This is a genomic window from Streptomyces sp. NPDC092952 (genome assembly GCF_044754785.1).
In the GTDB taxonomy this organism is placed as follows: domain Bacteria; phylum Actinomycetota; class Actinomycetes; order Streptomycetales; family Streptomycetaceae; genus Streptomyces.
Genome location: NZ_JBIVPT010000002.1, coordinates 243,943 through 267,209 on the forward strand (window position 1 = coordinate 243,943; position 23,267 = coordinate 267,209).

Annotated in this window: 18 protein-coding genes; 4 read left to right on the plus strand and 14 right to left on the minus strand. The window is 73.3% G+C overall.

From position 1 onward, the window contains the following. Nucleotides 1-50 precede the first annotated feature (50 nt). Entirely contained in the window at nucleotides 51-1,157 is a 1,107-nt protein-coding gene (locus ACIQGQ_RS05120; protein WP_402390834.1) for a carbohydrate kinase family protein, read from the minus strand. 354 nt (nucleotides 1,158-1,511) lie between these two features. Between ACIQGQ_RS05120 and ACIQGQ_RS05125 the strand changes: the two genes are divergently transcribed. Further along, complete coding sequence (locus ACIQGQ_RS05125; RefSeq protein ID WP_402390837.1) at nucleotides 1,512-2,867, plus strand: MFS transporter; 1,356 nt, start codon at nucleotides 1,512-1,514, stop codon at nucleotides 2,865-2,867. On the opposite strand, the gene ACIQGQ_RS05130 is transcribed toward ACIQGQ_RS05125, so the two are convergent. The 9 genes from ACIQGQ_RS05130 to hrcA all read right to left on the minus strand — a co-directional run bounded on the left by ACIQGQ_RS05130 (nucleotide 2,831) and on the right by hrcA (nucleotide 13,278). Then, complete coding sequence (locus ACIQGQ_RS05130; RefSeq protein ID WP_352275227.1) at nucleotides 2,831-3,823, minus strand: adenosine deaminase; 993 nt, start codon at nucleotides 3,821-3,823, stop codon at nucleotides 2,831-2,833. The genes ACIQGQ_RS05125 and ACIQGQ_RS05130 overlap by 37 nt on opposite strands. A 43-nt stretch (nucleotides 3,824-3,866) precedes the next feature. Next, a complete protein-coding gene (locus ACIQGQ_RS05135) occupies nucleotides 3,867-4,775 on the minus strand; it encodes a ribonuclease Z (RefSeq protein WP_402390839.1) in 909 nt (302 codons plus the stop codon). A gap of 3 nt (nucleotides 4,776-4,778) precedes the next feature. Beyond that, nucleotides 4,779-5,138, minus strand: a complete 360-nt coding sequence (locus ACIQGQ_RS05140; RefSeq protein WP_402390842.1) for a histidine triad nucleotide-binding protein — start codon at nucleotides 5,136-5,138, stop codon at nucleotides 4,779-4,781. Nucleotides 5,139-5,212: 74 nt separating this feature from the next. Beyond that, nucleotides 5,213-8,455, minus strand: coding sequence for a S41 family peptidase (locus tag ACIQGQ_RS05145; protein ID WP_402390845.1), 3,243 nt, complete (start codon nucleotides 8,453-8,455; stop codon nucleotides 5,213-5,215). 82 nt (nucleotides 8,456-8,537) lie between these two features. After that, nucleotides 8,538-9,074 carry a hypothetical protein gene (locus ACIQGQ_RS05150; RefSeq protein ID WP_402390848.1) on the minus strand — a complete coding sequence of 179 codons (537 nt, stop codon included), beginning with the start codon at nucleotides 9,072-9,074 and terminating at the stop codon, nucleotides 8,538-8,540. 110 nt (nucleotides 9,075-9,184) lie between these two features. Continuing rightward, nucleotides 9,185-9,931: a 16S rRNA (uracil(1498)-N(3))-methyltransferase gene (locus ACIQGQ_RS05155; protein ID WP_402390851.1), complete on the minus strand. Its 747-nt coding sequence runs from the start codon at nucleotides 9,929-9,931 to the stop codon at nucleotides 9,185-9,187. After that, nucleotides 9,928-11,001, minus strand: coding sequence for a nitronate monooxygenase (locus ACIQGQ_RS05160; protein ID WP_366291108.1), 1,074 nt, complete (start codon nucleotides 10,999-11,001; stop codon nucleotides 9,928-9,930). Before ACIQGQ_RS05160 ends, ACIQGQ_RS05155 begins: the two co-directional genes overlap by 4 nt. Before the next feature lie 123 nt (nucleotides 11,002-11,124). Next, nucleotides 11,125-12,261 (minus strand): molecular chaperone DnaJ, encoded by a 1,137-nt coding sequence (gene dnaJ / locus ACIQGQ_RS05165; protein ID WP_376689498.1) that lies wholly within the window; start codon nucleotides 12,259-12,261, stop codon nucleotides 11,125-11,127. Further along, complete coding sequence (hrcA, locus tag ACIQGQ_RS05170) at nucleotides 12,262-13,278, minus strand: heat-inducible transcriptional repressor HrcA (RefSeq protein ID WP_366291102.1); 1,017 nt, start codon at nucleotides 13,276-13,278, stop codon at nucleotides 12,262-12,264. It abuts the gene before it with no gap. A gap of 211 nt (nucleotides 13,279-13,489) precedes the next feature. On the opposite strand from hrcA, the gene ACIQGQ_RS05175 reads away from it, so the two are divergent. Then, nucleotides 13,490-14,224: an MBL fold metallo-hydrolase gene (locus ACIQGQ_RS05175; RefSeq protein ID WP_402390855.1), complete on the plus strand. Its 735-nt coding sequence runs from the start codon at nucleotides 13,490-13,492 to the stop codon at nucleotides 14,222-14,224. 32 nt (nucleotides 14,225-14,256) lie between these two features. Then, nucleotides 14,257-15,081 carry a DUF3097 domain-containing protein gene (locus ACIQGQ_RS05180; protein WP_402390858.1) on the plus strand — a complete coding sequence of 275 codons (825 nt, stop codon included), beginning with the start codon at nucleotides 14,257-14,259 and terminating at the stop codon, nucleotides 15,079-15,081. A 15-nt stretch (nucleotides 15,082-15,096) separates the two neighbouring features. Here ACIQGQ_RS05180 and hemW read toward each other — a convergent pair whose 3' ends face one another. The 4 genes from hemW to lepA form a co-directional block, all read right to left on the minus strand. Beyond that, nucleotides 15,097-16,329: a radical SAM family heme chaperone HemW gene (hemW, locus tag ACIQGQ_RS05185; RefSeq protein ID WP_402390861.1), complete on the minus strand. Its 1,233-nt coding sequence runs from the start codon at nucleotides 16,327-16,329 to the stop codon at nucleotides 15,097-15,099. Nucleotides 16,330-16,401: 72 nt separating this feature from the next. Then, nucleotides 16,402-18,357 carry a SpoIIE family protein phosphatase gene (locus ACIQGQ_RS05190; protein WP_402391966.1) on the minus strand — a complete coding sequence of 652 codons (1,956 nt, stop codon included), beginning with the start codon at nucleotides 18,355-18,357 and terminating at the stop codon, nucleotides 16,402-16,404. 254 nt (nucleotides 18,358-18,611) lie between these two features. Further along, nucleotides 18,612-20,501 carry an AMP-dependent synthetase/ligase gene (locus ACIQGQ_RS05195; protein WP_402390863.1) on the minus strand — a complete coding sequence of 630 codons (1,890 nt, stop codon included), beginning with the start codon at nucleotides 20,499-20,501 and terminating at the stop codon, nucleotides 18,612-18,614. A gap of 330 nt (nucleotides 20,502-20,831) precedes the next feature. After that, nucleotides 20,832-22,706 carry a translation elongation factor 4 gene (lepA, locus tag ACIQGQ_RS05200; protein WP_352275247.1) on the minus strand — a complete coding sequence of 625 codons (1,875 nt, stop codon included), beginning with the start codon at nucleotides 22,704-22,706 and terminating at the stop codon, nucleotides 20,832-20,834. Between the two features lie 217 nt (nucleotides 22,707-22,923). On the opposite strand from lepA, the gene rpsT reads away from it, so the two are divergent. Next, the gene (gene rpsT / locus ACIQGQ_RS05205; RefSeq protein WP_352275249.1) at nucleotides 22,924-23,190 is read left to right on the plus strand and encodes a 30S ribosomal protein S20; all 267 of its coding nucleotides are present in this window, start codon (nucleotides 22,924-22,926) and stop codon (nucleotides 23,188-23,190) included. Nucleotides 23,191-23,267 lie beyond the last annotated feature (77 nt).

A 23,267-nucleotide genomic window follows, 5' to 3' on the forward strand; every position in this document is an offset into this window, starting at 1 on the left:
CAACACCGAGAGCTTTTTCGCACAGGCGGGCGAGCCCGTTCCCGCAGCCGTCAGGCGTGGTGCCGGAAGCCGATCGTCGGGACGGCGCGGCGCAGTGGCCAGGGCCGGGCGGCGGCGGGCAGCAGGTCGTCGAGGAAGGCGTAGCGGCGCAGTGCGGCAGGGTCCTGGTCGTCGAAGGTGCGGACCCTCTGCCACCAGGCGGCGATCTCCGTCCAGCCGGGCGCCGAGAGCGAGCCGCCGAACTCCTGGACGGAGAGGGCGGCGGTGAGTCCGGCGAAGGCCAGCCGGTCGGCCAGCGGCCAGTCCGCCAGGGTGCCGGTGACGAATCCGGCGACGAAGACGTCCCCGGCTCCGGTGGGGTCGAGCGCCTCGACCTCGATCGCGGGCACCTCGGCGCTCTGCCCGGTCGCCGCGTCCACCGCGTACGCGCCCTCCCGGCCCAGGGTGACCACGGCGAGCGGCACCCGTTCGGCCAGGGCGTGGGCGGCGGCGCGCGGGCAGTCGGTGCGGGTGTAGCGCATCGCCTCCTCGGCGTTGGGGAGGAAGGCCTGGCAGTGCTCCAGGTCGGTGAGGGCGTCCAGGTCCCAGCGGCCGGTCTCGTCCCAGCCGACGTCGGCGAAGATCCGGGCGCCGGCGCGGGCCGCGGCGGCGACCCACGGTTCGGCGCGGCCGGGGGCGAGGGAGGCGACGGCGGCGCGGGCCCGGGGCGGGCAGCGGGGGACGTCCGGGGCGCCGTCGGGGTCGGCGGGGCCGGGGGCCTCGTGGCCGTGCGAGACCATCGTCCGCTCGCCCTCGTAGGCCATCGAGACGGTCACCGGCGAGTGCCAGCCGGGGACCGTGTGCGACATGGACAGGTCGATGCCCTCGCCCTGTTCCAGGGCGTCCCAGCAGTACTCGCCGTAGTGGTCGTCGCCGAAGGCCGCGGCCAGGGAGGTGTGCAGGCCCAGCCGGGCTAGGGCGGTGGCCATGTTGGCGACGCCGCCGGGGCTGGAGCCCATGCCGCGTGCCCAGGACTCGGTACCGCGCACCGGGGCGCTGTCCAGGCCGGTGAAGATGATGTCGAGGAAGACGGTGCCGGTGAGGAAGACGTCGCAGTCCGGGTCCTGCGGGGCGCGCAGCCCGTCGAGTGGGTCGATGCCTGGAATGTCCGTGCTCACCTTGCACTCCCGGTCGTGGTGGATCCGGCCAGTGTGCCCGATCGGGAGGCGTGACCGGAGGGCGCGCGCCGCCGGTCGTACGAGCCGGTCGCAGCACGTCGTGGCACGGCGTGGACCAGCGCAAACGTCAGCTATTACCCGCGCACTGGGAGCGTAAACGCAACTGTGACCCAGATCACTTGATGCCACCTTTCGGGGGACTGTCCGCGGTTGATACAAATTGGCTCGCGAGCCCCTTCGGTGACGGTTGCCGACGAGTGGCACGAATTCCCCGTACGTCCCGTACATCTCGCATTTCCCGTATTGCCCTCCCCTTGCCTTCTGCCGTATCCCGGCATGTCTTCAGGAACGCCCATGTCCTCGCGCCCGCGCGCCGCGTGGCCCCTGGTCGCCGTGTTCACCGCCGGTTACCTCGCCTCCTACCTGCTCCCCACCATCGTCGGGCGGCTCTCCGTCCATCTCGGCCTCAGCACGGCCCAGGCCGGTCTGGTCGGCAGTGTCCTGCTGCTGGGCTCGGCGAGCGCCGGGTTCACCCTGGCGGGCCGGGTCGAGAGGTACGGGCCGCGGCGCCCGGCCCGGATCGGGCTGCTGCTGGCGATGGCCGGGTACGGCTGCGCCGCGCTGGCCGGATCGGTGCCGCTGGTGGTGGCGGGCGCGGTGGTCGGCGGCATCGGTTCGGGGACGGCGACCGCCGTCGCCGCCTCGGGCATCGCCGCCCAGCGCGACCCGCACCGGACGTCCTCGCTCGGGCTGCTGAGCGTCTCCGCCACGGCGGGCGCCCTCTATCTGACGATCCCGCACCTGGGCGGCGGCCACCGGCTGCCGTTCGCCTCGATCGCCCTGGTCGCGCTGCTCGTCTGGCCCGCCACCGCCCGGCTCGGCGGCCCCGCGCCCGCCGCTTCCGGCGCCCCGGCCGGCGGCCGGCTGCCGCACCGCAGGTCCGGGCTGGTGCTCGCGGGCGGGATGCTCGTCTGGTCCATGGCGCAGAACGCGCTGTGGGGGGTCAGCGGCCGGATAGGGGTCGCCCAGGTCGGGCTCTCCGAGGTCGTCATCGGCGCGGTGTTCGCCGCCGCGCTCGGCGCCGGGCTGCTCGGGGTGGCGGGGGCCGGGCTGCTGGGGGCCCGGGCGGGCCGGGCGGTGCCGATCGGGCTGGGGACCGTGGTCATCGCGGTGAGCATCGTGCTCAGCTCCTCGGCCGGGAGCCTCGGCTCGTTCGCGACCGGCGAGATCCTCTGGAACACCGTGTACCCGGTGGTTCTGTCGTACCTGATCGGACTGGCCGCCTCACTGGACGCGCGCGGCCGCTGGGCGGTGCTCGCGGGCTCCGCGTCCTCGGTCGGGGTGGCCTGCGGTCCGGTGCTCGGCAGCGTGCTGTCGGAGCTGGCGGGCTACCCGGTGATGGGGCTGGTGCTGGGCGCGGCCACGCTGCTGATCGCCGCCCCGTTCACCGCCGTCGCCCTGCACACCGGCGGCCGCCCGCTGGTGCCGGGGTCGGTACGGCGCCGGGGCGGCGCACCGGCCGCGCTGCTCGCCGTCACCACCGGGGCGGTGCCCGGGGCCGTGCCCCGGCTGGGCTCGCCCGAGCAGGCCGTCACGGAGATCAGCCTGCCGGTGCGGCGCAGGCGGCCGGTGCGGGGTGCGTTCCGCACGGCCGGTCCGGCGGGCGGCGCCGGTCAGTCGAACGCGTACGCCTCGACCTCGGACAGGTAGCGCGCCCGGCGCTCCTCGTCGTGGTCGAGGAAGGCCGCCTCGAAGGAGTTGCGGGCCAGCGTGCGCAGCTGCTCGCGGTCGAGTCCGAGCGCCTCGTGGACGGCGTGGAAGGTGTCGCCGACGTAGCCGCCGAAGTAGGCGGGGTCGTCGGAGTTGACCGTGCACAGGAGGCCGGCGGCCATCATCTCGCGCAGCGGGTGCTCCTCCAGTACGTCGATGGCGCGCAGCCGTACGTTGGACAGCGGGCAGAGGGTGAGCGGCACCCGCTCGGCGACCAGCCGCTCCACCAGCTCCGGGTCCTCCATGCAGCGCAGCCCGTGGTCGATCCGCTCGACGCCGAGGACGTCCAGGGCCTCGCGGATGTAGGCGGGCGGGCCCTCCTCCCCGGCGTGGGCGACCCGGCGCAGCCCGAGCGCGGCGGCCGCCTCGAAGACCTCGCGGAACTTGGCGGGCGGGTGGCCGACCTCCGCGGAGTCCAGGCCGACCGCGCTGATCCGGTGCAGGTGCGGCCGGGCCGCCTCCAGGGTCTCCAGCGCCGAGTCGGCGGACTCGTCGCGCAGGAAGCACATGATCAGCTGGGTGGAGATGCCGTGCTTCTCCTCGCTGCGCTCCAGCGCCCGGCCGAGCCCCTCGACGACGGTGCCGATCGGGACGCCGCGGGCGGTGTGCGCCTGCGGGTCGAAGAAGATCTCGGCGTGCCGGACGCCCTGGGTGGCGGCGCGGGCGAGGTAGGCGTCGGCCAGCTCCTCGAAGTCGCGCTCGGTGCGGAGCACGGCCATCAGCGCGTAGTAGAGGTCCAGGAAGCTCTGGAGGTCGTCGAAGAGGTAGGCCTTGCGGAGTTCCTCGGTGTCCGCGTACGGCAGGTCCACGCCGTTGCGCGCGGCGAGGGCGAAGGCCAGCTCGGGTTCGAGGGTGCCTTCGATGTGCAGATGGAGTTCGGCCTTGGGGAGGTGCACGGGTTCTTCACGCTCACAGACGATGGTGCTGGTACGGGGGTGGTCAGAGGTGCCGGGTGGGCACGGGGACCCTGGAGAGGTCCTGGGCGACGGTCAGTTCGCCCTCGAACCCGGCCGCGCGGGCCTGGGCCCCGAAGACGGCCGGATCGTCGTAGCGCTGCGAGAAGTGGGTCAGCACCAGGTGCCGTACGCCCGCGTCCCGGGCCACCCGGCCCGCCTGGCCGGCGGTCAGGTGGCCGTGGTCGGTGGCGAGCCGCTCGTCCTCGTCGAGGAAGGTCGACTCGATGACCAGCAGGTCGCAGTCCTCGGCGAGTACGTGGACGCCGTCGCAGAGCCGGGTGTCCATGATGAACGCGAACCGCTGGCCGCGCCGGCGTTCGGAGACGTCGTCGAGGGTGACGCCGCCGAGGGCGCCCTCGCGCTGGATGCGGCCGACGTCCGGCCCCCGGATGCCGTGCTCGGCGAGCTTCCCGGGCAGCATCCGGCGCCCGTCGGGCTCGACGAGCCGGTAGCCGAACGACTCGACGGGGTGCGAGAGGCGGTGGGCGCTGAGGGTGTACGCGCCGGTGGTGGCGAGCACCCCGTCGGCGGCGACGGGTGCCTCGGTCAGGGCGACGGACTCGCGGTAGGCGGTGGCGTACCGGAGCCGTTCGAAGAAGTGCTGCCCGCTCGCCGGGTAGTGCGCGGTGACCGGGTGCGGGACCTGGTCGAGGTTGATCCGCTGGATCACCCCGGCCAGGCCCAGCGAGTGGTCGCCGTGGAAGTGCGTGACGCAGATCCGGTCGATGTCGTGCGCGGCGACACCGGCCCGCAGCATCTGGCGCTGGGTGCCCTCGCCGGGATCGAAGAGGATGCCCTCCCCGTCCCAGCGCAGCAGATAGCCGTTGTGGTTGCGGTGCCGGGTCGGGACCTGGCTGGCGGTGCCGAGGACGACGAGTTCGCGTACGGACACGTCTCAGCCGGGGGGCCACTGGAGGCCGCGGCCCCCGAGGACGTGGGCGTGGGCGTGGAAGACGGTCTGGCCCGCTCCGGCACCGGTGTTGAGGACGATCCGGTAGCCGGTGTCCTCGATCTTCTCGTCGGCGGCGACCTGCCCGGCCTCGCGCAGCACGTCGGCGGCGACCGCAGGCTCGGCGGCGGCCAGCGCGGCGGCGTCGGGGTGGTGGAGGCGCGGGATGACGAGGACGTGGACGGGGGCCTGCGGGTTGATGTCCCGGAAGGCGACGGTGGTCTCGGTCTCCCGGACGATGGTTGCCGGGACCTCGCCCGAGACGATCTTGCAGAACAGGCAGTCGGGCTGCGGTTCTCCCGCCATGGGACTGGCTCCTCGGTAGCTGGTGATCGTTGTACGGCATGGTAGCGGGGCGTTTCGCCCCGCCACCTCGGCGGCTATGCCCCGGGCAGTGCGGGCAGCCCGGGTGCGCGGACGGCCGGGTTGCGGGTCAGCGCTTCGAGGGCGGTCCGGACCGCCTCGTCCAGCTGCGGGTCGCGGCCCGCCACGTGGTCCTGCGGGGTGACGACGACCTCGACGTCGGGGTCGACCCCGTGGTTCTCCACGTCCCAGCCGTACCGCTCGAACCAGAACGCGTACTTGGGCTGGGTGACCAGGGTTCCGTCGACGAGGCGGTAGCGGCTGTCGATGCCGATCACGCCGCCCCAGGTGCGCGTGCCGACGACCGGGCCGATGCCGAGCGCCTTGACCGCGGCGGTCACGATGTCGCCGTCCGAGCCGGCGAACTCGTCGGCGACGGTGACCACCGGGCCGCGCGGCGCGTCCAGCGGGTAGCTGTGCGGCTGCGCCCCGCGCGGTACGTCCCAGCCGATCACCCGGCGGGCGAGCTTCTCCACGATGAGCTGGGAGGTGTGGCCGCCGCGGTTCTCCCGGACGTCCAGCACCAGCCCCTCGCGGGCCATCTCGATCCGCAGGTCGCGGTGGAGCTGTGCCCAGCCCGCGCCGCTCATGTCGGGGACGTGGAGGTAGCCGAGGCGGCCGCCGGAGAGCTCGTGCACCCGGGCCCGCCGGCCGGCGACCCAGTCGTGGTAGCGCAGCGCCTCCTCGTCGTCGACCGGTACGACGACGACGTGGCGGGGGTCCGAGCCGTCCGCCGGGGCGACGGTCAGCTCGACCGGGTGGTCCGCCGAGCCGGTGAGCAGCGGGGCGGGCCCGGTCACCGGGTCGACCGGGGTGCCGTCGACGGCGAGGAGGGTGTCCCCGGCGCGTACCGCCACGCCGGGCGCGGCGAGCGGTGAGCGTGCCTCCGGGTCCGAGGTCTCCGAGGGGAGGACCCGGTCGATGCGCCAACTCCCTTCCTCCGTACGGGAGATGTCGGCGCCGAGCAGTCCCTGCCGGGTCGCCCCGTCGCACCAGCCGGAGGACGGGCGGACGTAGGCGTGCGAGGTGCCGAGCTCGCCCTGGACCTCCCACAGCAGGTCCACCAGGTCGTCGTGGGTGGCGACCCTGTCCAGCACCGGCCGGTAGCGGTCCAGGACGCCGTCCCAGTCGACGCCGCCCAGGTCGGGGCGCCAGAAGTTGTCGCGCATGAGGCGGCCGGCCTCGGCGTACATCTGGCGCCATTCCGCGGCCGGGTCGAGGAGCCGCCGGACGCGGGAGAGGTCGACGGTGGTCCCGCCGTCGCTGCCGCCGTCCTCGTCGTCGGCCGCGACATGGCTGTCGGACGGGACGACGCGGAGGGCGCCGCGGGTGTGCAGGACGAGCCGCTTGCCGTCCCCGCTGACCTCGAAGTCCCTGACGTCCGAGGCGATTTCCTCGGAGCGCAGCTTCTCCAGGTCGTACCGCTCCAGGGTGGTCTCGGGGCGGGCGGCGTCGGGGGTGGCGGCGCCGGTGCCGAGGACCCCGGTCGTCGGATGGCTCAGCCAGAGCAGCCCGTCCTTCGCGGCGCGGAGCGTGGAGTACCCGGCGGCCGCGACGGGCAGCGGCACGATCCGGTCGGCGAGCCCTTCGAGGTCGATCCGGGTGATGGGCAGCGCGGTCGGGTTGTCCTGGTCGCCCTCGCCGCCGCTCTTCTCCTTCTCGACGGGCAGGCCGTGGCGCTGCGGTCCGAACGGGGAGGGAGTGGTGGCGGCGAGCGTCAGCAGGTGCGGGCGGCAGGAGGCGGGGAACGTCAGGTCGAAGACGTGGCTGTCGTAGACCGGGTCGAAGGAGCGCTCGGAGAGGAAGGCGAGGTGCTTGCCGTCGGCGGTGAACGCGGGCGAGAAGTCCCGGAAGCGCAGCGGGGTGGCCTCGGCGACCGACAGGTCGGTGAGGTGGGCGAGTTTGAGCCGGCTCAGCGGGCGGGGGCCGGGGTGGGACCAGGCGAGCCAGGCGGAGTCGGGCGAGAAGACGAGTCCGGAGGCGTCGCCGTGCTCGCTGCGGTCCACCTCGTGGACCTCGCCGCTCTCCCGTTCGACGATCAGGACCCGTCTGTCGTGCGTGGCGACGGCGAACCGGCTGCCGTCGGGGGCGGCGGCCAGTTCGTGGACCCGGCCGAGCCGGCCGGCGGCGAGCCGGTGCGGCGCGGTCCCCGGGGCGGTGCCGGTGGCGGGGGCGCACTCCAGCGCGTCCTCGCCCTCGGCGTCGGTGACCCAGACGACGTGCGGGTCGCCCTCGGCCTGGAAGGTGCGGGCCAGCCGGGCGCGTACGCCGGGTTCGGCGGCGAGCGCGCGGGCCGGGCCGCTGCGGTGGGTGACCCAGTGGACGGCGCCGCGCGTCACGACGGCGCTGCCGCGTCCGGTGCGGTCCGGGGAGAAGGACTCGACATGGCTCTCGGCGTGCACGGGGAACGGCTGGAGGTCGGTGCGCTGGCCGCCGAGCCGGATGTCCGGGCGGCGGGGCTCACTGCCCGTCAGATCGTCCAGGATCCAGAGCTCACCGGCCGAGGCGTAGACGACGCGGGTGCCGTCGGTGCTCGCGTGGCGGGCGTAGAAGCCGTCGAGGCCGGTGTGGCGGCGCAGTCCGGAGCCGTCGGGGAGGGAGGAGTAGACGGCGCCGGTGCCCTCGTGGTCGGAGAGGAAGGCGACCCGGTCGCCGACCCACATGGGGCATTCGATGTTGCCGTCGAGCTCCTCGTGGAGCCGGGCGAACCGCGCCGGGCCGTCGGCCGGGGCCTCCCCCTCGATCCACAACTTGCCCGCCGCGCCGCCCCGGTAGCGCTTCCACCAGGCGGCCTCGCGCCCCATGGTGGCGGAGAGCAGCAGGGCCCGGCCGCCGGGCCCGTACGCGAGCGAGCCGAGCCGCCCGTACGGGAGGACCCGCGCCGGGCCGCCGTCGGCCGGGACGGCGTGCGCCCGGGTGCGCCGGAACGACGGCTGCCCCTGGGCGCTGACGACGAGCACCTCGCCGCCGGGCGTCCAGCCGTGGACCTCGGTCCGGCTGTCGCCCCAGTACGTGAGCCGGGTGGCGGGGCCGCCGTCGGCCGGGGCGAGGTGGACCTCCGGCGCCCCGTCCCGGGTGGTCGTCCAGGCGACCCGGGTCCCGTCCGGCGATATCCGCGGCGGGCCGACCGGCCGGTTGTCGGCGCTGACGCGCCAGGCCCGGCCCCCGTCCAGCGGAGCGAGCCAGACGTCGTCCTCGGCGGTGAAGGCGACCGTGTCGCCGTGGACATGGGGGTACCGGAGGTAGGAAAGCTGCGTCACACCGCTCACCCTAGGACGCCGCCGTGCCGCCCGTAACCGGGTTGGCCGGAGTCCGACGGGTGGGCCGGGCTCCGGTTCGCACTCACTTTCCCCAGGGGGTCTCGGTCACCGTGACGGTGACCGTGACGGTGGGCCGGAATCCGTTCCCGCCCGCGGCGGGCGGGGCCGGGGTGATCACGGAGGTCGGCGGCGGGGCGTTGCAGTCGCCGAGCACCTCGGCCCGGAAGACGGACCGCCCGCCCGTCTTCGCGGTCAGATCGCCCCGTACGCACCGGCCGCCGAGCTCCTGGGTCACCTTGCCGGTGAGCGTGATGTCCTCGCCGCTGCCGGTCCGGCCCGTGCAGTCGACGTTCGCGCTGCGGGGTACGGACGCGGCGGACGAGGCGCCCCAGGCGCGGGTGCCGTCGACCCCGGCGGAGCAGTTCAGCCACCGCACGTTCACCCCCTTGCTCTCCAGCGCGCCGGTGCCGACCCGGTCGGTGGTCACGGCGATGGAGGCGGAGTTCAGCCCACCCGCGGGTTCGCAGGCGGCGACGCCCAGGACGGCCGCGACCACGAGTGCGGACGCGGCCGGAACACGTCGGCCCCGCCTCTGAATCCATGCCCTTGTTGTCCCCATACGGGCAGCTTCCCACCGATCGCCCGCCGGACGGTAGACGGCGTGCGGGCGCGCCGGAAATGGCGCCGGAGCGCACGCCGGGTATCGGGCGGCACCCGACCGGAATCCGACTACGACCAGCGGCCGGTGCGCCCCAGGAGCAGGGCCGTCGCCGCCGTGCCCGCGGTGGAGGTGCGCAGCACGCTCGCACCGAGCCGGCAGGTCCGGGCGCCCGCCTCGGCGAAGACCGCGAGCTCCTGCGGCGACACCCCGCCCTCGGGCCCGACGACCAGCACGATCTCGCCCCGCTCGGGGAGTTCGACGGTGGCCAGCGGTTCGCTGTCGTGGTCCCGGTCCTCGTGCAGCACGGCCGCGAACTCCGCCCCGGCCAGCAACGCCGCGACCTGCTTGGTCGTCATCGCGTCGGTCACCTCGGGGAAGCGCACCCGGCGGGACTGCTTGCCCGCCTCCCGGGCCGTAGCTCGCCATTTGGACAGGGACTTGAGGCCGCGGTCGCCCTTCCACTGGGTGATGCAGCGGGCCGCCTGCCAGGGCACGATCGCGTCGACGCCGGTCTCGGTCATGGTCTCCACGGCGACCTCGCCCCGGTCCCCCTTGGGCAGGGCCTGGACGACGGTGATGCGCGGGGCGGGCGCCACCTCCTCCCGGACCGGGGCCAGTTCGGCGAGGACGAGGCGGTCCTTGCCCTCGGCTGCGGCCACGACGCCCTCCGTCCAGCGGCCCCGCCCGTCGGTGAGCACGACGGCCTCGCCCTCGTGCAGCCGCTTCACCGACACGGCGTGCCGGCCCTCGGGGCCCTCCAGGACGAACCCGGGCCCGTCGGGGACCTGTTCGACGACGAAGACGGGTGCGGTCACTTGGTACTCCCGGTGCTCAATGCCGTACGTGCGGCGTCCAGTTCCTCGGCGAGCAGTCCGACCAGCCGGCCGGCCGGCAGCTCGCGGGCCATCCGGTGGCCCTGCCCGGCCCACAGCGCCATGCCCTGCGCGTCCCCGGCCTTCGCCGCCGCCCGGCGCAGCCCGGCGGTCAGGTGGTGGACCTGCGGATAGGCGGCGGGGGCGTACGGGCCGTGCTCGCGCATGAAGCGGTTGACCAGGCCCCGGGCCGGGCGGCCGGAGAACGCCCGGGTCAGGGCGGTCCGGACGAACAGCGGGTTGGTCAGCGCCTGCTTGTGCAGCGGGCTCGCCCCGGACTCGGGGCAGACGAGGAAGGCCGTGCCGAGCTGGGCCGCGTCGGCGCCCGCGGCGAGGACCGCGGCGATCTGCGCGCCGCGCATCAGCCCGCCACTGGCGAGGACCGGGATCTGCACGGTCTCGCGGACCTGGGACACCAGCGAGAGCAGCCCGATCCCGGAGCCGTCGGCCTGCGGGTCGTCGCGGTGGGTGGACTGGTGGCCGCCCGCCTCGATGCCCTGGGCGCAGACCGCGTCGGCCCCCGCCCACTGGGCGGCCTGGGCCTCCTCGGGCGTGGTGACCGTCACGACGGTGTACGTGCCGACGCCGGCGAGGGCGTCCAGGGTGTCCCGGGTGGGACAGCCGAAGGTGAAGGAGACGACCGGGACCGGGTCGTCCAGCAGGATGGCCAGCTTGGCCTCGTAGCCGTCGTCGCCGTCGACGTCCATGTCACCGAGCGGGGTCTCGTACCAGGCGGCCTCGCCCGCGAGCTGGTGGCGGTAGACCTCGACGGCGCTCGGGTCGGCGAGCCCGGGCTGCGGCAGGAAGAGGTTGACGCCGAAGGGCCGGGCGGTCAGCCCGCGCACCTGTTTGATCTCCTGGTACATCCCGTCCGCCGTCTTGTAGCCGGCGGCGAGGAAGCCGAGACCGCCCGCCCCGGAGACGGCCGCGACCAGCGGGGGGCAGGACGCGCCGCCCGCCATCGGGGCCTGCACGATCGGATACCGGCAGAGATCGGTCAATGCGGATGACATGACCGCATCGTGTCACGTCCGGGCCGGGCCGGACCCGCCGGGACGCACCCGCCGCGGCCCCGGTACGCGCGGACGCCGGGCGGCCCTGTGGAAGGGGCCCGCCCGGCGTCCGGATGCCGCGGGTCAGCGGCCGTTGAAGGCGTCCTTCAGCCGGGAGAACAGCCCCTGCTGGCCGGGCTGGAACTGGCCGGTGGGCCGCTCCTCGCCCCGCATCTTCGCCAGGTCCCGCAGCAGCCGCTCCTGCTCCGGGTCCAGCTTCGTCGGGGTCATCACCTCGACGTGCACGATCAGGTCGCCGCGCCCGCCGCCGCGCAGATGCGTGACACCGCGGCCGTGCAGCGGGACGGACTGGCCGGACTGGGTGCCGGGCCGGATGTCGACCTCCTCCAGTCCGTCGAGCGTCTCCAGCGGCACCTTGGTGCCGAGCGCGCCCGCCGTCATCGGGATGGTGACCGTGCAGTGCAGGTCGTCGCCGCGGCGCTGGAACACCGCGTGCGACAGCTCGTGGATCTCCACGTACAGGTCGCCGGCCGGGCCGCCGCCGGGGCCGACCTCGCCCTCGCCCGCGAGCTGGATGCGGGTGCCGTTGTCGACACCGGCGGGGATCTTCACCGTGAGCGTGCGCCGCGAGCGGATGCGGCCGTCACCGGCGCACTCCGGGCACGGCGTCGGCACGACCGTGCCGAAGCCCTGGCACTGCGGGCAGGGCCGCGAGGTCATGACCTGGCCCAGGAAGGACCGGGTGACCTGCGAGACCTCGCCGCGGCCGCGGCACATGTCACAGGTCTGGGCGGAGGTACCGGGCGCGGCACCTTCGCCGCTGCACGTGGTGCAGACGACGGCCGTGTCGACCTGGATGTCCTTGGTCGTTCCGAACGCGGCCTCGGCGAGGTCGATCTCCAGCCGGATCATCGCGTCCTGGCCGCGCCGGGTGCGGGACCGGGGTCCGCGCTGCTGCGACGTGCCGAAGAACGCGTCCATGATGTCGGAGAAGTTGCCGAAGCCGCCCTGCCCGAAGCCGCCCGCGCCACCGCCGCCGGAGGCGGACAGCGGGTCGCCGCCGAGGTCGTAGACCTGCTTCTTCTGCGGGTCCGACAGCACCTCGTAGGCGGCGTTGATCTCCTTGAACCGCTCCTGGGTCTTCGGATCGGGGTTGACATCCGGGTGCAGCTCGCGGGCGAGCCGACGGAATGCCTTCTTGATCTCGTCCTGGGACGCGTCGCGGCGTACGCCGAGTACGGCGTAGTAGTCCGTGGCCACTTACGACTCCGCCAGGATCTGTCCGACGTAACGTGCCACTGCGCGTACCGCTCCCATCGTTCCGGGGTAGTCCATGCGGGTCGGTCCGACCACGCCGAGTTTGGCGACTGCCTCGTCGCCCGAACCGTAGCCGACCGCGACGACGGACGTGGAGTTGAGCCCCTCGTGGGCGTTCTCGTGCCCGATGCGTACGGTCATGCCCGAGTCCTTGGCCTCGCCGAGCAGCTTCAGCAGCACGACCTGCTCCTCCAGAGCCTCCAGCACCGGCCGGATCATCACGGGGAAGTCGTGCCCGAAGCGCGTGAGGTTGGAGGTGCCGCCGATCATCAGCCGCTCCTCCGTCTCCTCGACGAGGGTTTCGAGCAGGGTGGAGAGCACGGTGGAGACGGTGCCCCGGTCCTCGCTCTCGAAGGATTCCGGCAGGTCCTGCACCAGCTGCGGGACGTCCGTGAAACGGCGTCCCACCACCCGGCTGTTGAGCCGGGCCCGCAGGTCGGCGAGAGAGGTCTCGCCGAACGGGGCGGGGCAGTCGATCATGCGCTGTTCGACCCGGCCGGTGTCCGTGATGAGCACGAGCATCAGCCGGGCGGGCGCCAGCGACAGCAGTTCCACGTGCCGCACCGTCGACCGGGTCAGCGAGGGGTACTGCACGATGGCGACCTGCCGGGTCAGCTGCGCGAGCAGCCGCACGGTGCGGCCCACGACGTCGTCGAGGTCGACCGCTCCGTCGAGGAAGTTGTGGATCGCGCGGCGCTCCGGCGACGAGAGGGGCTTGACCCCCGCGAGCCGGTCGACGAAGAGCCGGTAGCCCTTGTCCGTCGGGATGCGTCCGGCGCTGGTGTGGGGCTGGGCGATGAAGCCCTCGTCCTCCAGCACGGCCATGTCGTTGCGGACGGTCGCCGGGGAGACCCCCAGCTTGTGCCGCTCGGTGAGCGCCTTGGAGCCGACGGGCTCCTCCGTACCGACATAGTCCTGGACGATGGCGCGGAGCACTTCGAGTCTGCGTTCACTGAGCATCGCGCACACCTCCAGCTGTCTTTCCTCGGTGGTTCCCGGGCCGTTCCCGTGTCCCTGTCCAGTGTCCCTGTCCAGGAATTCGCCTGGCACTCTGTCACCCCGAGTGCCAGCAATCCCCCGCCAGTGTACGGCGGCCGAGTGGGGGCCTAGCAAGGGCGACCGGCCAGCCCGTCACGAGACCCCTCGGGTGTTTTGCCGATAGCGTCGCGGTATGGACGCTTCTTGGGAAGAGTTCGGGTGGGAACGGATCGGCCACGGAGTGGGCCGACGGCGCCTTCCCGGATGGGATGCGACGGTCGCGCTGGTCGTCGGGGCGGACGGCGCGCTGCTCTTCGACACCGGCTCGACGCTCCGCGAGGGGGCCGAGGTGCGGGCCCAGGCCGAGTCGCTGCTGGGCCGGAGGGTGACACATGTCGCACTCAGCCATCCGCACTTCGACCACGTACTGGGCACCGCCGCGTTCTCCGGCGTCCAGGTGTACGGGGCGGCCGGGCTGGCGGAGTTCCTGCGGAAGGACGGGGCCGCGGAGCTGCGCGCCTCGGCGGTGCGCCACGGGGTCGCGGAGCGCGAGGCGGCGGAGGCGGTCGACGCGCTGGTGGTGCCGGGGCACCCGGTGCGCGGCGAGTGGACGGTCGGCCTGGGCGGCGGGCGCGAGGTGGTGCTGGCCGAACTGGGCCCCGCGCACAGCGGCCACGACCTGGTGGCGGTCGTCCCCGGCTCCCCCGGATCGCCCGCCGTCGTGCTCTGCGGCGACCTGGTGGAGGAGTCCGGCGAGCCCCAGGCCGGCGAGGACGCCCATCCGGGCCGCTGGCCGGGCGCCCTGGACCGGCTGCTGGCGCTGGGCGGCGAGGACGCGGTGTACGTGCCGGGGCACGGGGCGGTGGTGGACGCGGCGTTCGTACGGGAGCAGCGCGGGCGACTGGCCGGACGTTTCGGCGTGTCGTGACCCCCGGGGTCCGGTCGTCCTATCGTCGTGCGATGCGCAGCTACCAGCCGGACCTGACCCCGCCGTGGAAGAGGTCCGCCCCCGTTCCCGAGGTCCCCGCCGAGCCCGATCTGGTGGTGGAGGAGGTGTCCACCGGATTCTGCGGTGCGGTGATCCGGTGCGAGAAGACGGCCCAGGGTCCGACGGTGACCCTGGAGGACCGCTTCGGAAAGCACCGGGTGTTCCCGATGGAGCCGCGCGGCTTCCTGCTGGAGGGCAGGGTGGTCACCCTCGTCCGCCCGGCGGCCGCCGCCCCGGCGCGCCCGGCCCGTACGGCCTCGGGGTCGGTCGCGGTCCCCGGGGCCCGGGCGCGGGTCGCGCGGGCCGGGCGGATCTACGTGGAGGGGCGGCACGACGCGGAGCTGGTGGAGCGGGTCTGGGGCGACGACCTCAGGATCGAGGGCGTGGTCGTGGAGTACCTGGAGGGCGTCGACGACCTGCCGGGCATCGTGCGCGCCTTCTCCCCCGGCCCGGACGCCCGGCTGGGCGTGCTGGTCGACCATCTGGTGCCCGGCTCCAAGGAGTCCCGGATCGCCGAGCGGGCGGCGCAGGCGGACGTGCTGGTGGTGGGGCATCCGTACATCGACGTGTGGGAGGCGGTGAAGCCGTCCTCGGTGGGCATCCCGGCGTGGCCGGCGGTGCCGCGCGGGCAGGACTGGAAGACCGGGGTGTGCCGGGCGCTGGGCTGGCCGGAGAACACCGGCGCGGCCTGGCAGCGCATCCTCTCCTCGGTCCGCTCCTACCGGGACCTGGAGCCGTCGCTGCTGGGCTCGGTGGAGCACCTGATCGACTTCGTCACGGCGCCCGTCGAGCGGTAGCCGGCGTGCGGGGCCTCAGTCGACCAGGTCCCGCACCACCGCGTCCGCCAGGAGCCGCCCGCGCAGGGTGAGCACCGCCCGCCCGTCCTCGTACGGGGCGGGCTCCAGGAGGCCGTCGGCCAGGGCGCGGCGGGCGGCGGCGAGACCGGCCGGGGCCAGCAGCGACAGCGGGCAGCCGTCGGCGAGCCGGAGCTCCAGCAGGATCCGCTCGACGCGCCGGTCCTCGGCGGAGAGGACCTCCCGGCCGGCGCCGGGCGAGCGCCCCTCGGCGAGGGCCTGGGCGTAGGCGCCGGGGTGCTTCACGTTCCACCAGCGGACCCCGCCGACGTGGCTGTGCGCCCCGGGGCCGGCGCCCCACCAGTCGGCGCCGCGCCAGTACAGCTCGTTGTGCAGGCAGCGGCCCTCGGGGGTGCGGGCCCAGTTCGACACCTCGTACCAGGAGTAGCCCGCCGCGGCCATCGCCTCCTCGGCGATCAGGTAGCGGTCGGCGTGGACGTCGTCGTCGGTCATCGGGACCTCGCCGCGCCGGATGCGGCGGGCCAGCTGGGTGCCCTCCTCGACGATCAGGGCGTACGCCGACACATGGTCGGGTCCGGCGCCGATCGCCGCGTCCAGCGAGGCCCGCCAGTCGTCGTCGGACTCGCCGGGGGTGCCGTAGATCAGGTCGAGGTTGATGTGCTCGAAGCCCGCCTGCCGGGCCTCGGCGACGCAGGCCTCGGGGCGCCCCGGGGTGTGCGTGCGGTCGAGGATCTTCAGGACGTGCTGCCGGGCGCTCTGCATCCCGAAGGAGATCCGGTTGAAGCCGCCCTCGCGCAGCTCGGCGAGGTAGGCCGGGCCGACCGATTCGGGGTTGGCCTCGGTGGTGATCTCGGCATCGTCCGCGAGCCCGAACTCCTCGCGGATCGCCGCCAGCATCCGGACCAGGTCGGCGGCGGCGAGCAGGGTCGGGGTGCCGCCGCCGACGAAGACCGTGCGGACCGGGCGCGGGTCGTCGCCGAGGACCTTCCGGGCCTGGCGGACCTCGCCGATCAGATGGGCGGCGTAGTTGTCCCGGGAGGCCAGGGCGCCGCCGGAGCCGCGCAGCTCGGTCGCGGTGTAGGTGTTGAAGTCGCAGTAGCCGCAGCGGGTCGCGCAGTAGGGCACGTGCAGGTAGAAGCCGAGCGGCCGGTCGGCGGCGCCTTCCAGGGCATGGCGGGGCAGCGCCCCGTCGTCGGGCACGGGTTCACCATCGGGCAGTACGGAAGGCATACCGCCCATTGTCGCGCGCCGCCGGGGCGTTCCCGGCCACGCGCGGTCCGCTCCCCTCTCCCCCGCGCGGGATCAGCCGGCCTGGAGGACCAGCAGGGCCAGGTCGTCGTCGGGCGGCCGCTCGGCGAATTCGTGCACCGCCCGCTTGATCCGGTCAGCGATGCCGTCCGCCGACAGTCCGGCACATCCGGCCAGCGCCAGGGCCAGGCCGTCCCCGTCGTCGAACATCCGCGTGCCGGAGCGCCGCTCGGTGACCCCGTCGGTGACGCAGAGCAGGCTGTCGCCGGGCGCCAGCTCGAAGCTCTGGCTCTCGTACGCGACGTCGTCGAAGATCCCGAGCAGCATCTGCGGTTCGGCGGCCGGGCGCACCTCGCCGTCGGGCCGCAGGTGCAGCGGCAGCGGATGGCCGGCACTGGCCAGCGTGCAGCGGGCTCCGCCGCCGGGCAGCGGGACGAGCTCGCCGTACAGCAGGGACAGGAAGCGGGACTGGCCGGTGTCCGCGGTCTGCTGGCCGCCGGCGGCGGCCACCATCAGCGCGGCGGCCTCGGCGGCCTCCATCGCGTCGTCGAGGAGGAGCCGGTTGAGCCGGTCCAGGACCTCGCCGACGCCGAAGCCCTCCCGGGCCAGCAGCCGCAGCCAGGGCCGGGCGAGGCCGGTGACGACGGCGGCCTCGGGGCCGCTGCCCTGGACGTCGCCGAGGACGAAGCACCAGCGGTCGCCGGGGCAGGGGAAGATGTCGTAGAAATCACCGCCGACCACCCCGTCGTCGCTGGGCTCGTACACCAGTGAGCTGGCGACGCCGGGTATGTCGGCGACCTTCCCGGGCAGCAGGGCCCGCTGGAGGATGCGGCTGATGGTGGCCTGCCGGGTGTACTCGCGGGCGGCGCCGACGGCGAGGCCGACCCGGCGCACGAAGTCCTCGATGAGCGCGGTCACCTCGTCGGGGACGCGGGCGAGCCCTTCCCTGCCGAGGAGCACCGCGCCCAGGGTCCGGCCGCCGGAGGTGATCCGGTAGGCGAGGGCGGAGACGGCGGGGCCGTCGCCCTCCTCGTCCTTCCCGGTCTTCTCCGTACCGCCGGGCCAGGGCTCCTCGCCGCCGGGCCAGGGCATGGAGACGGGGCCGGTGCCGACCCGCTCGGGCAGCCGGATCGGGCCCTGCTCCAGCAGGGCGCGGAGCCCGCCGGTCTCGGTCTCGTCCCGGTGCCAGACGCTGGCGAGCCGGGGAACCGCCGAGGGGCCGCCGTTCTCCGGCTCCAGCCAGATCGCGCACCAGTCCGCGAGGCGGGGTACCAGTAATTGCCCGGAGAGCGCGGCAACGATGTCTTCGTCGAGCTGACCGGCCAGCAGGTCCGAGGCCTCGGCGAGGAAGGAGAGCGCGCCCCGGCCGGCCCAGTCCGCGTCGTCGCGCAGCGCGCGCCGGGCGGAGGGGGCGAGGAGTTCGGCCTCGCGCAGCCCGTGCGGGAGGACGGGATCGGCGGGCGCCTGCGGGAAGGGGTTCCAGTCGTCCACCGGGAGCCGGGCCCAGACGGTCTTGAGGCCGGTGCGGTAGGTGATCCCCCAGCGTTCGGCGAGGGTGCCGACGAGCTGGAGGCCCCGGCCGTACTCGGCGGGCTCGTCGGGACCGACGGCGCGGGTGCCCTCCGCCGCGTCGGCCGCGCTTCCGGACTCGGGGCGGTCGCTGCGCACCGCGCGGGCCGGGTGGTGGTCGGAGACCTCCAGCGACAGGGCCGCGGCCTCGTCGTCGTCGGCCTCCTCCAGCCGGACGACCAGCTCCACGGTGGTCCCGGCGTGCACGACCGCGTTGGTCACCAGCTCGCTGACGACGACCTCCGCGTCCTCCGCCAGGCGCCCGCTGAAGCCCACGGCCGCCGGGAGCCCGAGCCCGGCCCACTCCTCCAGCGCGGCCCGGACGAACCGGCGGGCGGCGGAGGGGGCGAGGAGGTTGCCGGGCAGGGACGTGTGGGCGGTCGGCCGCGTGTCCGCGCGGTCTGCGGGATTTCCGGGACGCTGAACGATGTCCCGCTGCAAGGGAATGGACCCCACGGTGCAGCTCCTGACCTGTCTCGCTCTGTCTGTTCTCGTTGCTGTCTGTCGGTTCTCGTCTGCGCGGGCGACACCGACAGCGTGACAGATGGACCATGCCCATAAGCAACGAGTTGCCGAAGTGGGCGGAGAAAATGAGCGGGACGGAACGGGCGCGGCCGCAAGATCCGTACTCGCGACCGCGCCGGTGGGGCGTGGTGGGCCAGGGGGTGCCCGGCGGACCCTGGCCGGGGGACGCCCTACGCCTCGCGGGTTCCCGCGTACATGTCGTCGATCAGGTCCTTGTACGCGCGCTCGACGACCGGCCGCTTCAGCTTGAGGCTGGGGGTCAGCTCGCCGTGCTCGATGTCGAGGTCGCGCGGGAGCAGCCGGAACTTCTTGATGGTCTGCCAGCGCTGGAGGCCCTCGTTGAGCCGCTTCACGTAGCCCTCGACGAGCGCGACGGTCTGCGGGGCGGCCACCACGTCGGCGTACGACTTGCCGCCCAGGCCGTTCTCGGCGGCCCAGCCGAGGAGGGTCGGCTCGTCGAGGGCGATCAGCGCGGTGCAGAAATTGCGGTCGGCGCCGTGCACCAGGATGTTGGAGACGAACGGGCAGACCGCCTTGAACTGCCCCTCGACCTCCGCCGGGGCGATGTACTTGCCGCCGGAGGTCTTGATGAGGTCCTTCTTGCGGTCGGTGATCCGGAGGTAGCCGTCCACGGACAGCTCGCCGATGTCGCCGGTGTGGAACCAGCCGTCCGGCTCCAGGACCTCGGTGGTCTTCTCCGGCTGCCCGTGGTAGCCCTCCATGATCCCGGGGCCGCGCAGCAGGATCTCGCCGTCGTCGGCGATCCGCACCTCGGTGCCGGGGAGCGGCTTGCCGACGGTGCCGGTGCGGTAGGCCTCGCCCGGGTTGACGAAGGAGGCGGCGCTGGACTCGGTGAGTCCGTACCCCTCCAGGATGTGGATCCCGGCGCCGGCGAAGAAGAGGCCGATGTCCGGGGCGAGCGCGGCGGAGCCGGAGACGCAGGCCCGCAGCCGGCCGCCGAAGGCCTCCCGGATCTTGGCGAAGACCAGGGTGTCGGCGACCTTGTGCTTGGCGCCGAGCGCGAAGGGGACGGAGGCGGTGCCGGTGCGCCGGAAGTTGTCCTGCGAGACCTTGGCGTGCTCCCGGGCGACCCCGGCCGCCCACTGGAAGATCTTGTACTTGGCCCCGCCCCCGGCCCGCGCCTTGGCGGCGACGCCGTTGTAGACCTTCTCGAAGATGCGGGGCACGGCCGCCATGTACGTCGGCTGGACGACCGGCAGGTTCTCGATGATCTTGTCGACCCGGCCGTCGACGGCGGTGACGTGGCCGACCTCGATCTGGCCGGAGGTGAGGACCTTGCCGAAGACGTGCGCGAGCGGCAGCCAGAGGTACTGCACGTCCTCGGAGGTGATGAGGCCGGTGGAGACGGTCGCCTTGGCCATGTACGACCAGTTGTCGTGCGGCAGGCGCACGCCCTTGGGTCGGCCGGTGGTGCCCGAGGTGTAGATCAGGGTGGCGAGCTGGTCCGGGGTGATGGCGGCGACCCGCTCCTTGATCGCCTCGGGGTGCTCCGCCAGGTACGCGGTGCCGCGGGCCTCCAGCTCGGCCAGGGTGAGCAGCCAGCCCTCGGGGTCGCCCTCGGCTGCTTCGGCGCCCTCCGGGTCGATGACGACGACATGGGCGAGATCGGGCAGCTCGGCGCGGCGCTCACGGGCCTTGGCGAGCTGGCCGGCGTCCTCGGCGATCAGCACCCGGCTGTCGGAGTCGGAGAGGATGAACGCCGACTCCTCGGCGTTGGTCGACGGGTAGACCGTGGTGGTCGCGGCGCCGGCGCACATCACGCCGAGGTCGGCGAGGATCCACTCCACCCGGGTGGAGGAGGCGAGCGCGACCCGCTCCTCGGGCCGTACGCCCAGGGCGATGAGCCCGGCGGCGATGGCGTAGACCCGCTCGGCGGCCTGCGCCCAGCTCAGCGACTTCCACTCGTCGGGGCCCTGACCGGCGGCCGACGGGACGGGGTAGCGGTACGCCTCCCCGTCCGGGGTGGCCGCCACGCGGTCGATGAAGAGGTTCGCCACGGAGGGCGGTCGGTTCTCGATCAAGGTCAGTGTGTCGCTCACGACGTCCTCCGGGCCTGCGGCAGTGCTTCACGACCGGCTGCTGTTTGCTGCTGACTGCTGTTGCTGCTGCTTGTTCCTGCTTCTTCTTCGTCCTGCTGCGCTCGGTGTCCCGCGTACGGTGTGCTCCGCGTACGGCCGTCCGCCGGTCCGGTGGCTCCCGGTCCCGCTTGTTTAACTGGCGAGTAACTACGAGGCCGTGATCAGGGTAGAGGGCCCGGGTCCGCCGCGTAAGGGGCAAGGGGCCGCCGCTTGATAACGAACGGGCCCCCGCCGCCGCAGGGTGCTGCGGTGCGGGGGCCCGTCCGGACGGCCCGGGGGCTGGGCGCGGGCCTACTTCTTGCCCTTGCCCTCCGCACCGGAGTCGTCCGTGGACAGCACGGCGATGAAGGCCTCCTGCGGGACCTCCACGCTGCCGACCATCTTCATCCGCTTCTTGCCTTCCTTCTGCTTCTCCAGCAGCTTCCGCTTACGGGAGATGTCACCGCCGTAGCACTTGGCGAGAACATCCTTTCGGATGGCGCGGACCGTCTCACGGGCGATGACCCGGGAGCCGATGGCGGCCTGGATCGGCACCTCGAAGTTCTGCCGGGGGATCAGCTCGCGCAGCTTGGCGACCAGCCGCACGCCGTACGCGTACGCCTTGTCCTTGTGCGTGACGGCGGAGAACGCGTCGACCTTGTCGCCGTGGAGCAGGATGTCGACCTTGACGAGCTGGGCGGTCTGCTCGCCGGTGGGCTCGTAGTCGAGCGAGGCGTACCCGCGCGTCTTGGACTTCAGCTGGTCGAAGAAATCGAAGACGATCTCGGCGAGCGGCAGGGTGTAGCGGATCTCGACCCGGTCCTCGGAGAGGTAGTCCATGCCGAGGAGGGTGCCGCGGCGCTGCTGGCAGAGCTCCATGATCGCGCCGATGAACTCGCTGGGGGCCAGGACCGTGGCGCGCACGACGGGCTCGTGCACCTTGTCGATCTTGCCCTCGGGGAACTCGCTCGGGTTGGTGACGGTGTGCTCGGTGCCGTCCTCCATGTCGACGCGGTAGACCACGTTGGGGGCGGTGGCGATGAGGTCGAGGCCGAACTCGCGCTCCAGCCGCTCGCGGATCACGTCGAGGTGGAGCAGGCCGAGGAAGCCGACGCGGAAGCCGAAGCCGAGGGCCGCGGAGGTCTCCGGCTCGTACACCAGGGCGGCGTCGTTGAGCTGGAGCTTGTCCAGGGCCTCGCGCAGGTCCGGGTAGTCCGAGCCGTCCAGCGGGTAGAGCCCGGAGAACACCATCGGCTTGGGGTCCTTGTAGCCGCCCAGTGCCTCGGTCGCGCCCTTGTTGAGGGAGGTGATCGTGTCACCGACCTTGGACTGCCGGACGTCCTTCACACCCGTGATGATGTAGCCGACCTCGCCGACGCCGAGACCGTCGGCCGGGGTCATCTCCGGGGAGGAGACCCCGATCTCCAGCAGCTCGTGGGTGGCGCCGGTCGACATCATCCGGATGCGCTCGCGCTTGTTGAGCTGCCCGTCGACGACCCTGACGTAGGTGACGACGCCCCGGTACGAGTCGTAGACCGAGTCGAAGATCATCGCGCGGGCGGGGGCGTCCGCGACGCCGACCGGGGCCGGAACGTCCCGGACCACCCGGTCGAGCAGCGCGTCCACGCCGATGCCGGTCTTCGCGGAGACCTTGAGCACGTCCTCCGGCTGGCAGCCGATGAGGTTGGCCAGCTCCTCGGAGAACTTCTCCGGCTGCGCGGCCGGCAGGTCGATCTTGTTGAGCACCGGGACGATGGTGAGGTCGTTCTCCATCGCCAGGTAGAGGTTGGCGAGCGTCTGGGCCTCGATGCCCTGGGCCGCGTCGACCAGCAGGATCGTGCCCTCACAGGCGGCGAGCGAACGCGAGACCTCGTAGGTGAAGTCGACGTGGCCCGGGGTGTCGATCATGTTGAGGACATGGGTGCGGCCCTGTCCCTCGCCCGTCTCGGGCGTCCAGGGCAGACGGACCGCCTGGGACTTGATGGTGATGCCGCGCTCGCGCTCGATGTCCATACGGTCGAGATACTGAGCGCGCATCTGCCGCTGGTCGACCACCCCGGTCAGCTGGAGCATCCGGTCGGCAAGGGTCGACTTGCCGTGGTCGATGTGCGCGATGATGCAGAAGTTGCGGATCAGCGCCGGGTCGGTACGGCTCGGCTCGGGCACGTGGGTAGGGGTCGCGGGCACGCAGGGTCCTGATTCTTGAGACGCCGAACGCCGTGTCTCGGGTCGATGTCGGGTCGGTCGGATCGATACGCAGCCTCCATCGTCCCATGGTTGCCGGGCGGAGACCGGTTTGGGCCGGTCGGAGTGGTGCTGGTACCGTTGACAGCTGTGTCTCGCGACTCTTTACGGGCCGCGGGGCGCACACCGAAGATCCAACGAACCTGAAAAGGCTCTTTTCGTGGCGAACATCAAGTCCCAGATCAAGCGGAACAAGACGAACGAGAAGGCGCGCCTGCGCAACAAGGCCGTCAAGTCCTCGCTCAAGACCGCTATCCGCAAGGCCCGCGAGGCCGTCGCCGCCGGTGACGTCGAGAAGGCCACCGTGGCCACCCGCGACGCTTCCCGTGCGCTCGACAAGGCCGTCTCGAAGGGTGTCATCCACAAGAACGCCGCCGCCAACAAGAAGTCGGCGCTGGCCTCCAAGGTTGCCACCCTCCAGGGCTGAGCATTCTGATGTGATCGCCGGAACGGACCCAGCGGGCCCTCTCTCCCGCTCCTGACCGGCACCCCGCGCCGCACACC

Bases quoted from the DNA above. Each gene is read 5' to 3' on its own strand.
- ACIQGQ_RS05125 (WP_402390837.1), top strand. From the start codon at position 1,512: ATGTCCTCGCGCCCGCGCGCCGCGTGGCCCCTGGTCGCCGTGTTCACC.
- ACIQGQ_RS05140 (WP_402390842.1), bottom strand. From the start codon at position 5,138: ATGGCGGGAGAACCGCAGCCCGACTGCCTGTTCTGCAAGATCGTCTCG.
- ACIQGQ_RS05150 (WP_402390848.1), bottom strand. From the start codon at position 9,074: ATGGGGACAACAAGGGCATGGATTCAGAGGCGGGGCCGACGTGTTCCG.
- ACIQGQ_RS05160 (WP_366291108.1), bottom strand. From the start codon at position 11,001: ATGTCATCCGCATTGACCGATCTCTGCCGGTATCCGATCGTGCAGGCC.
- hrcA (WP_366291102.1), bottom strand. From the start codon at position 13,278: ATGCTCAGTGAACGCAGACTCGAAGTGCTCCGCGCCATCGTCCAGGAC.
- ACIQGQ_RS05175 (WP_402390855.1), top strand. From the start codon at position 13,490: ATGGACGCTTCTTGGGAAGAGTTCGGGTGGGAACGGATCGGCCACGGA.
- ACIQGQ_RS05180 (WP_402390858.1), top strand. From the start codon at position 14,257: ATGCGCAGCTACCAGCCGGACCTGACCCCGCCGTGGAAGAGGTCCGCC.
- hemW (WP_402390861.1), bottom strand. From the start codon at position 16,329: ATGCCTTCCGTACTGCCCGATGGTGAACCCGTGCCCGACGACGGGGCG.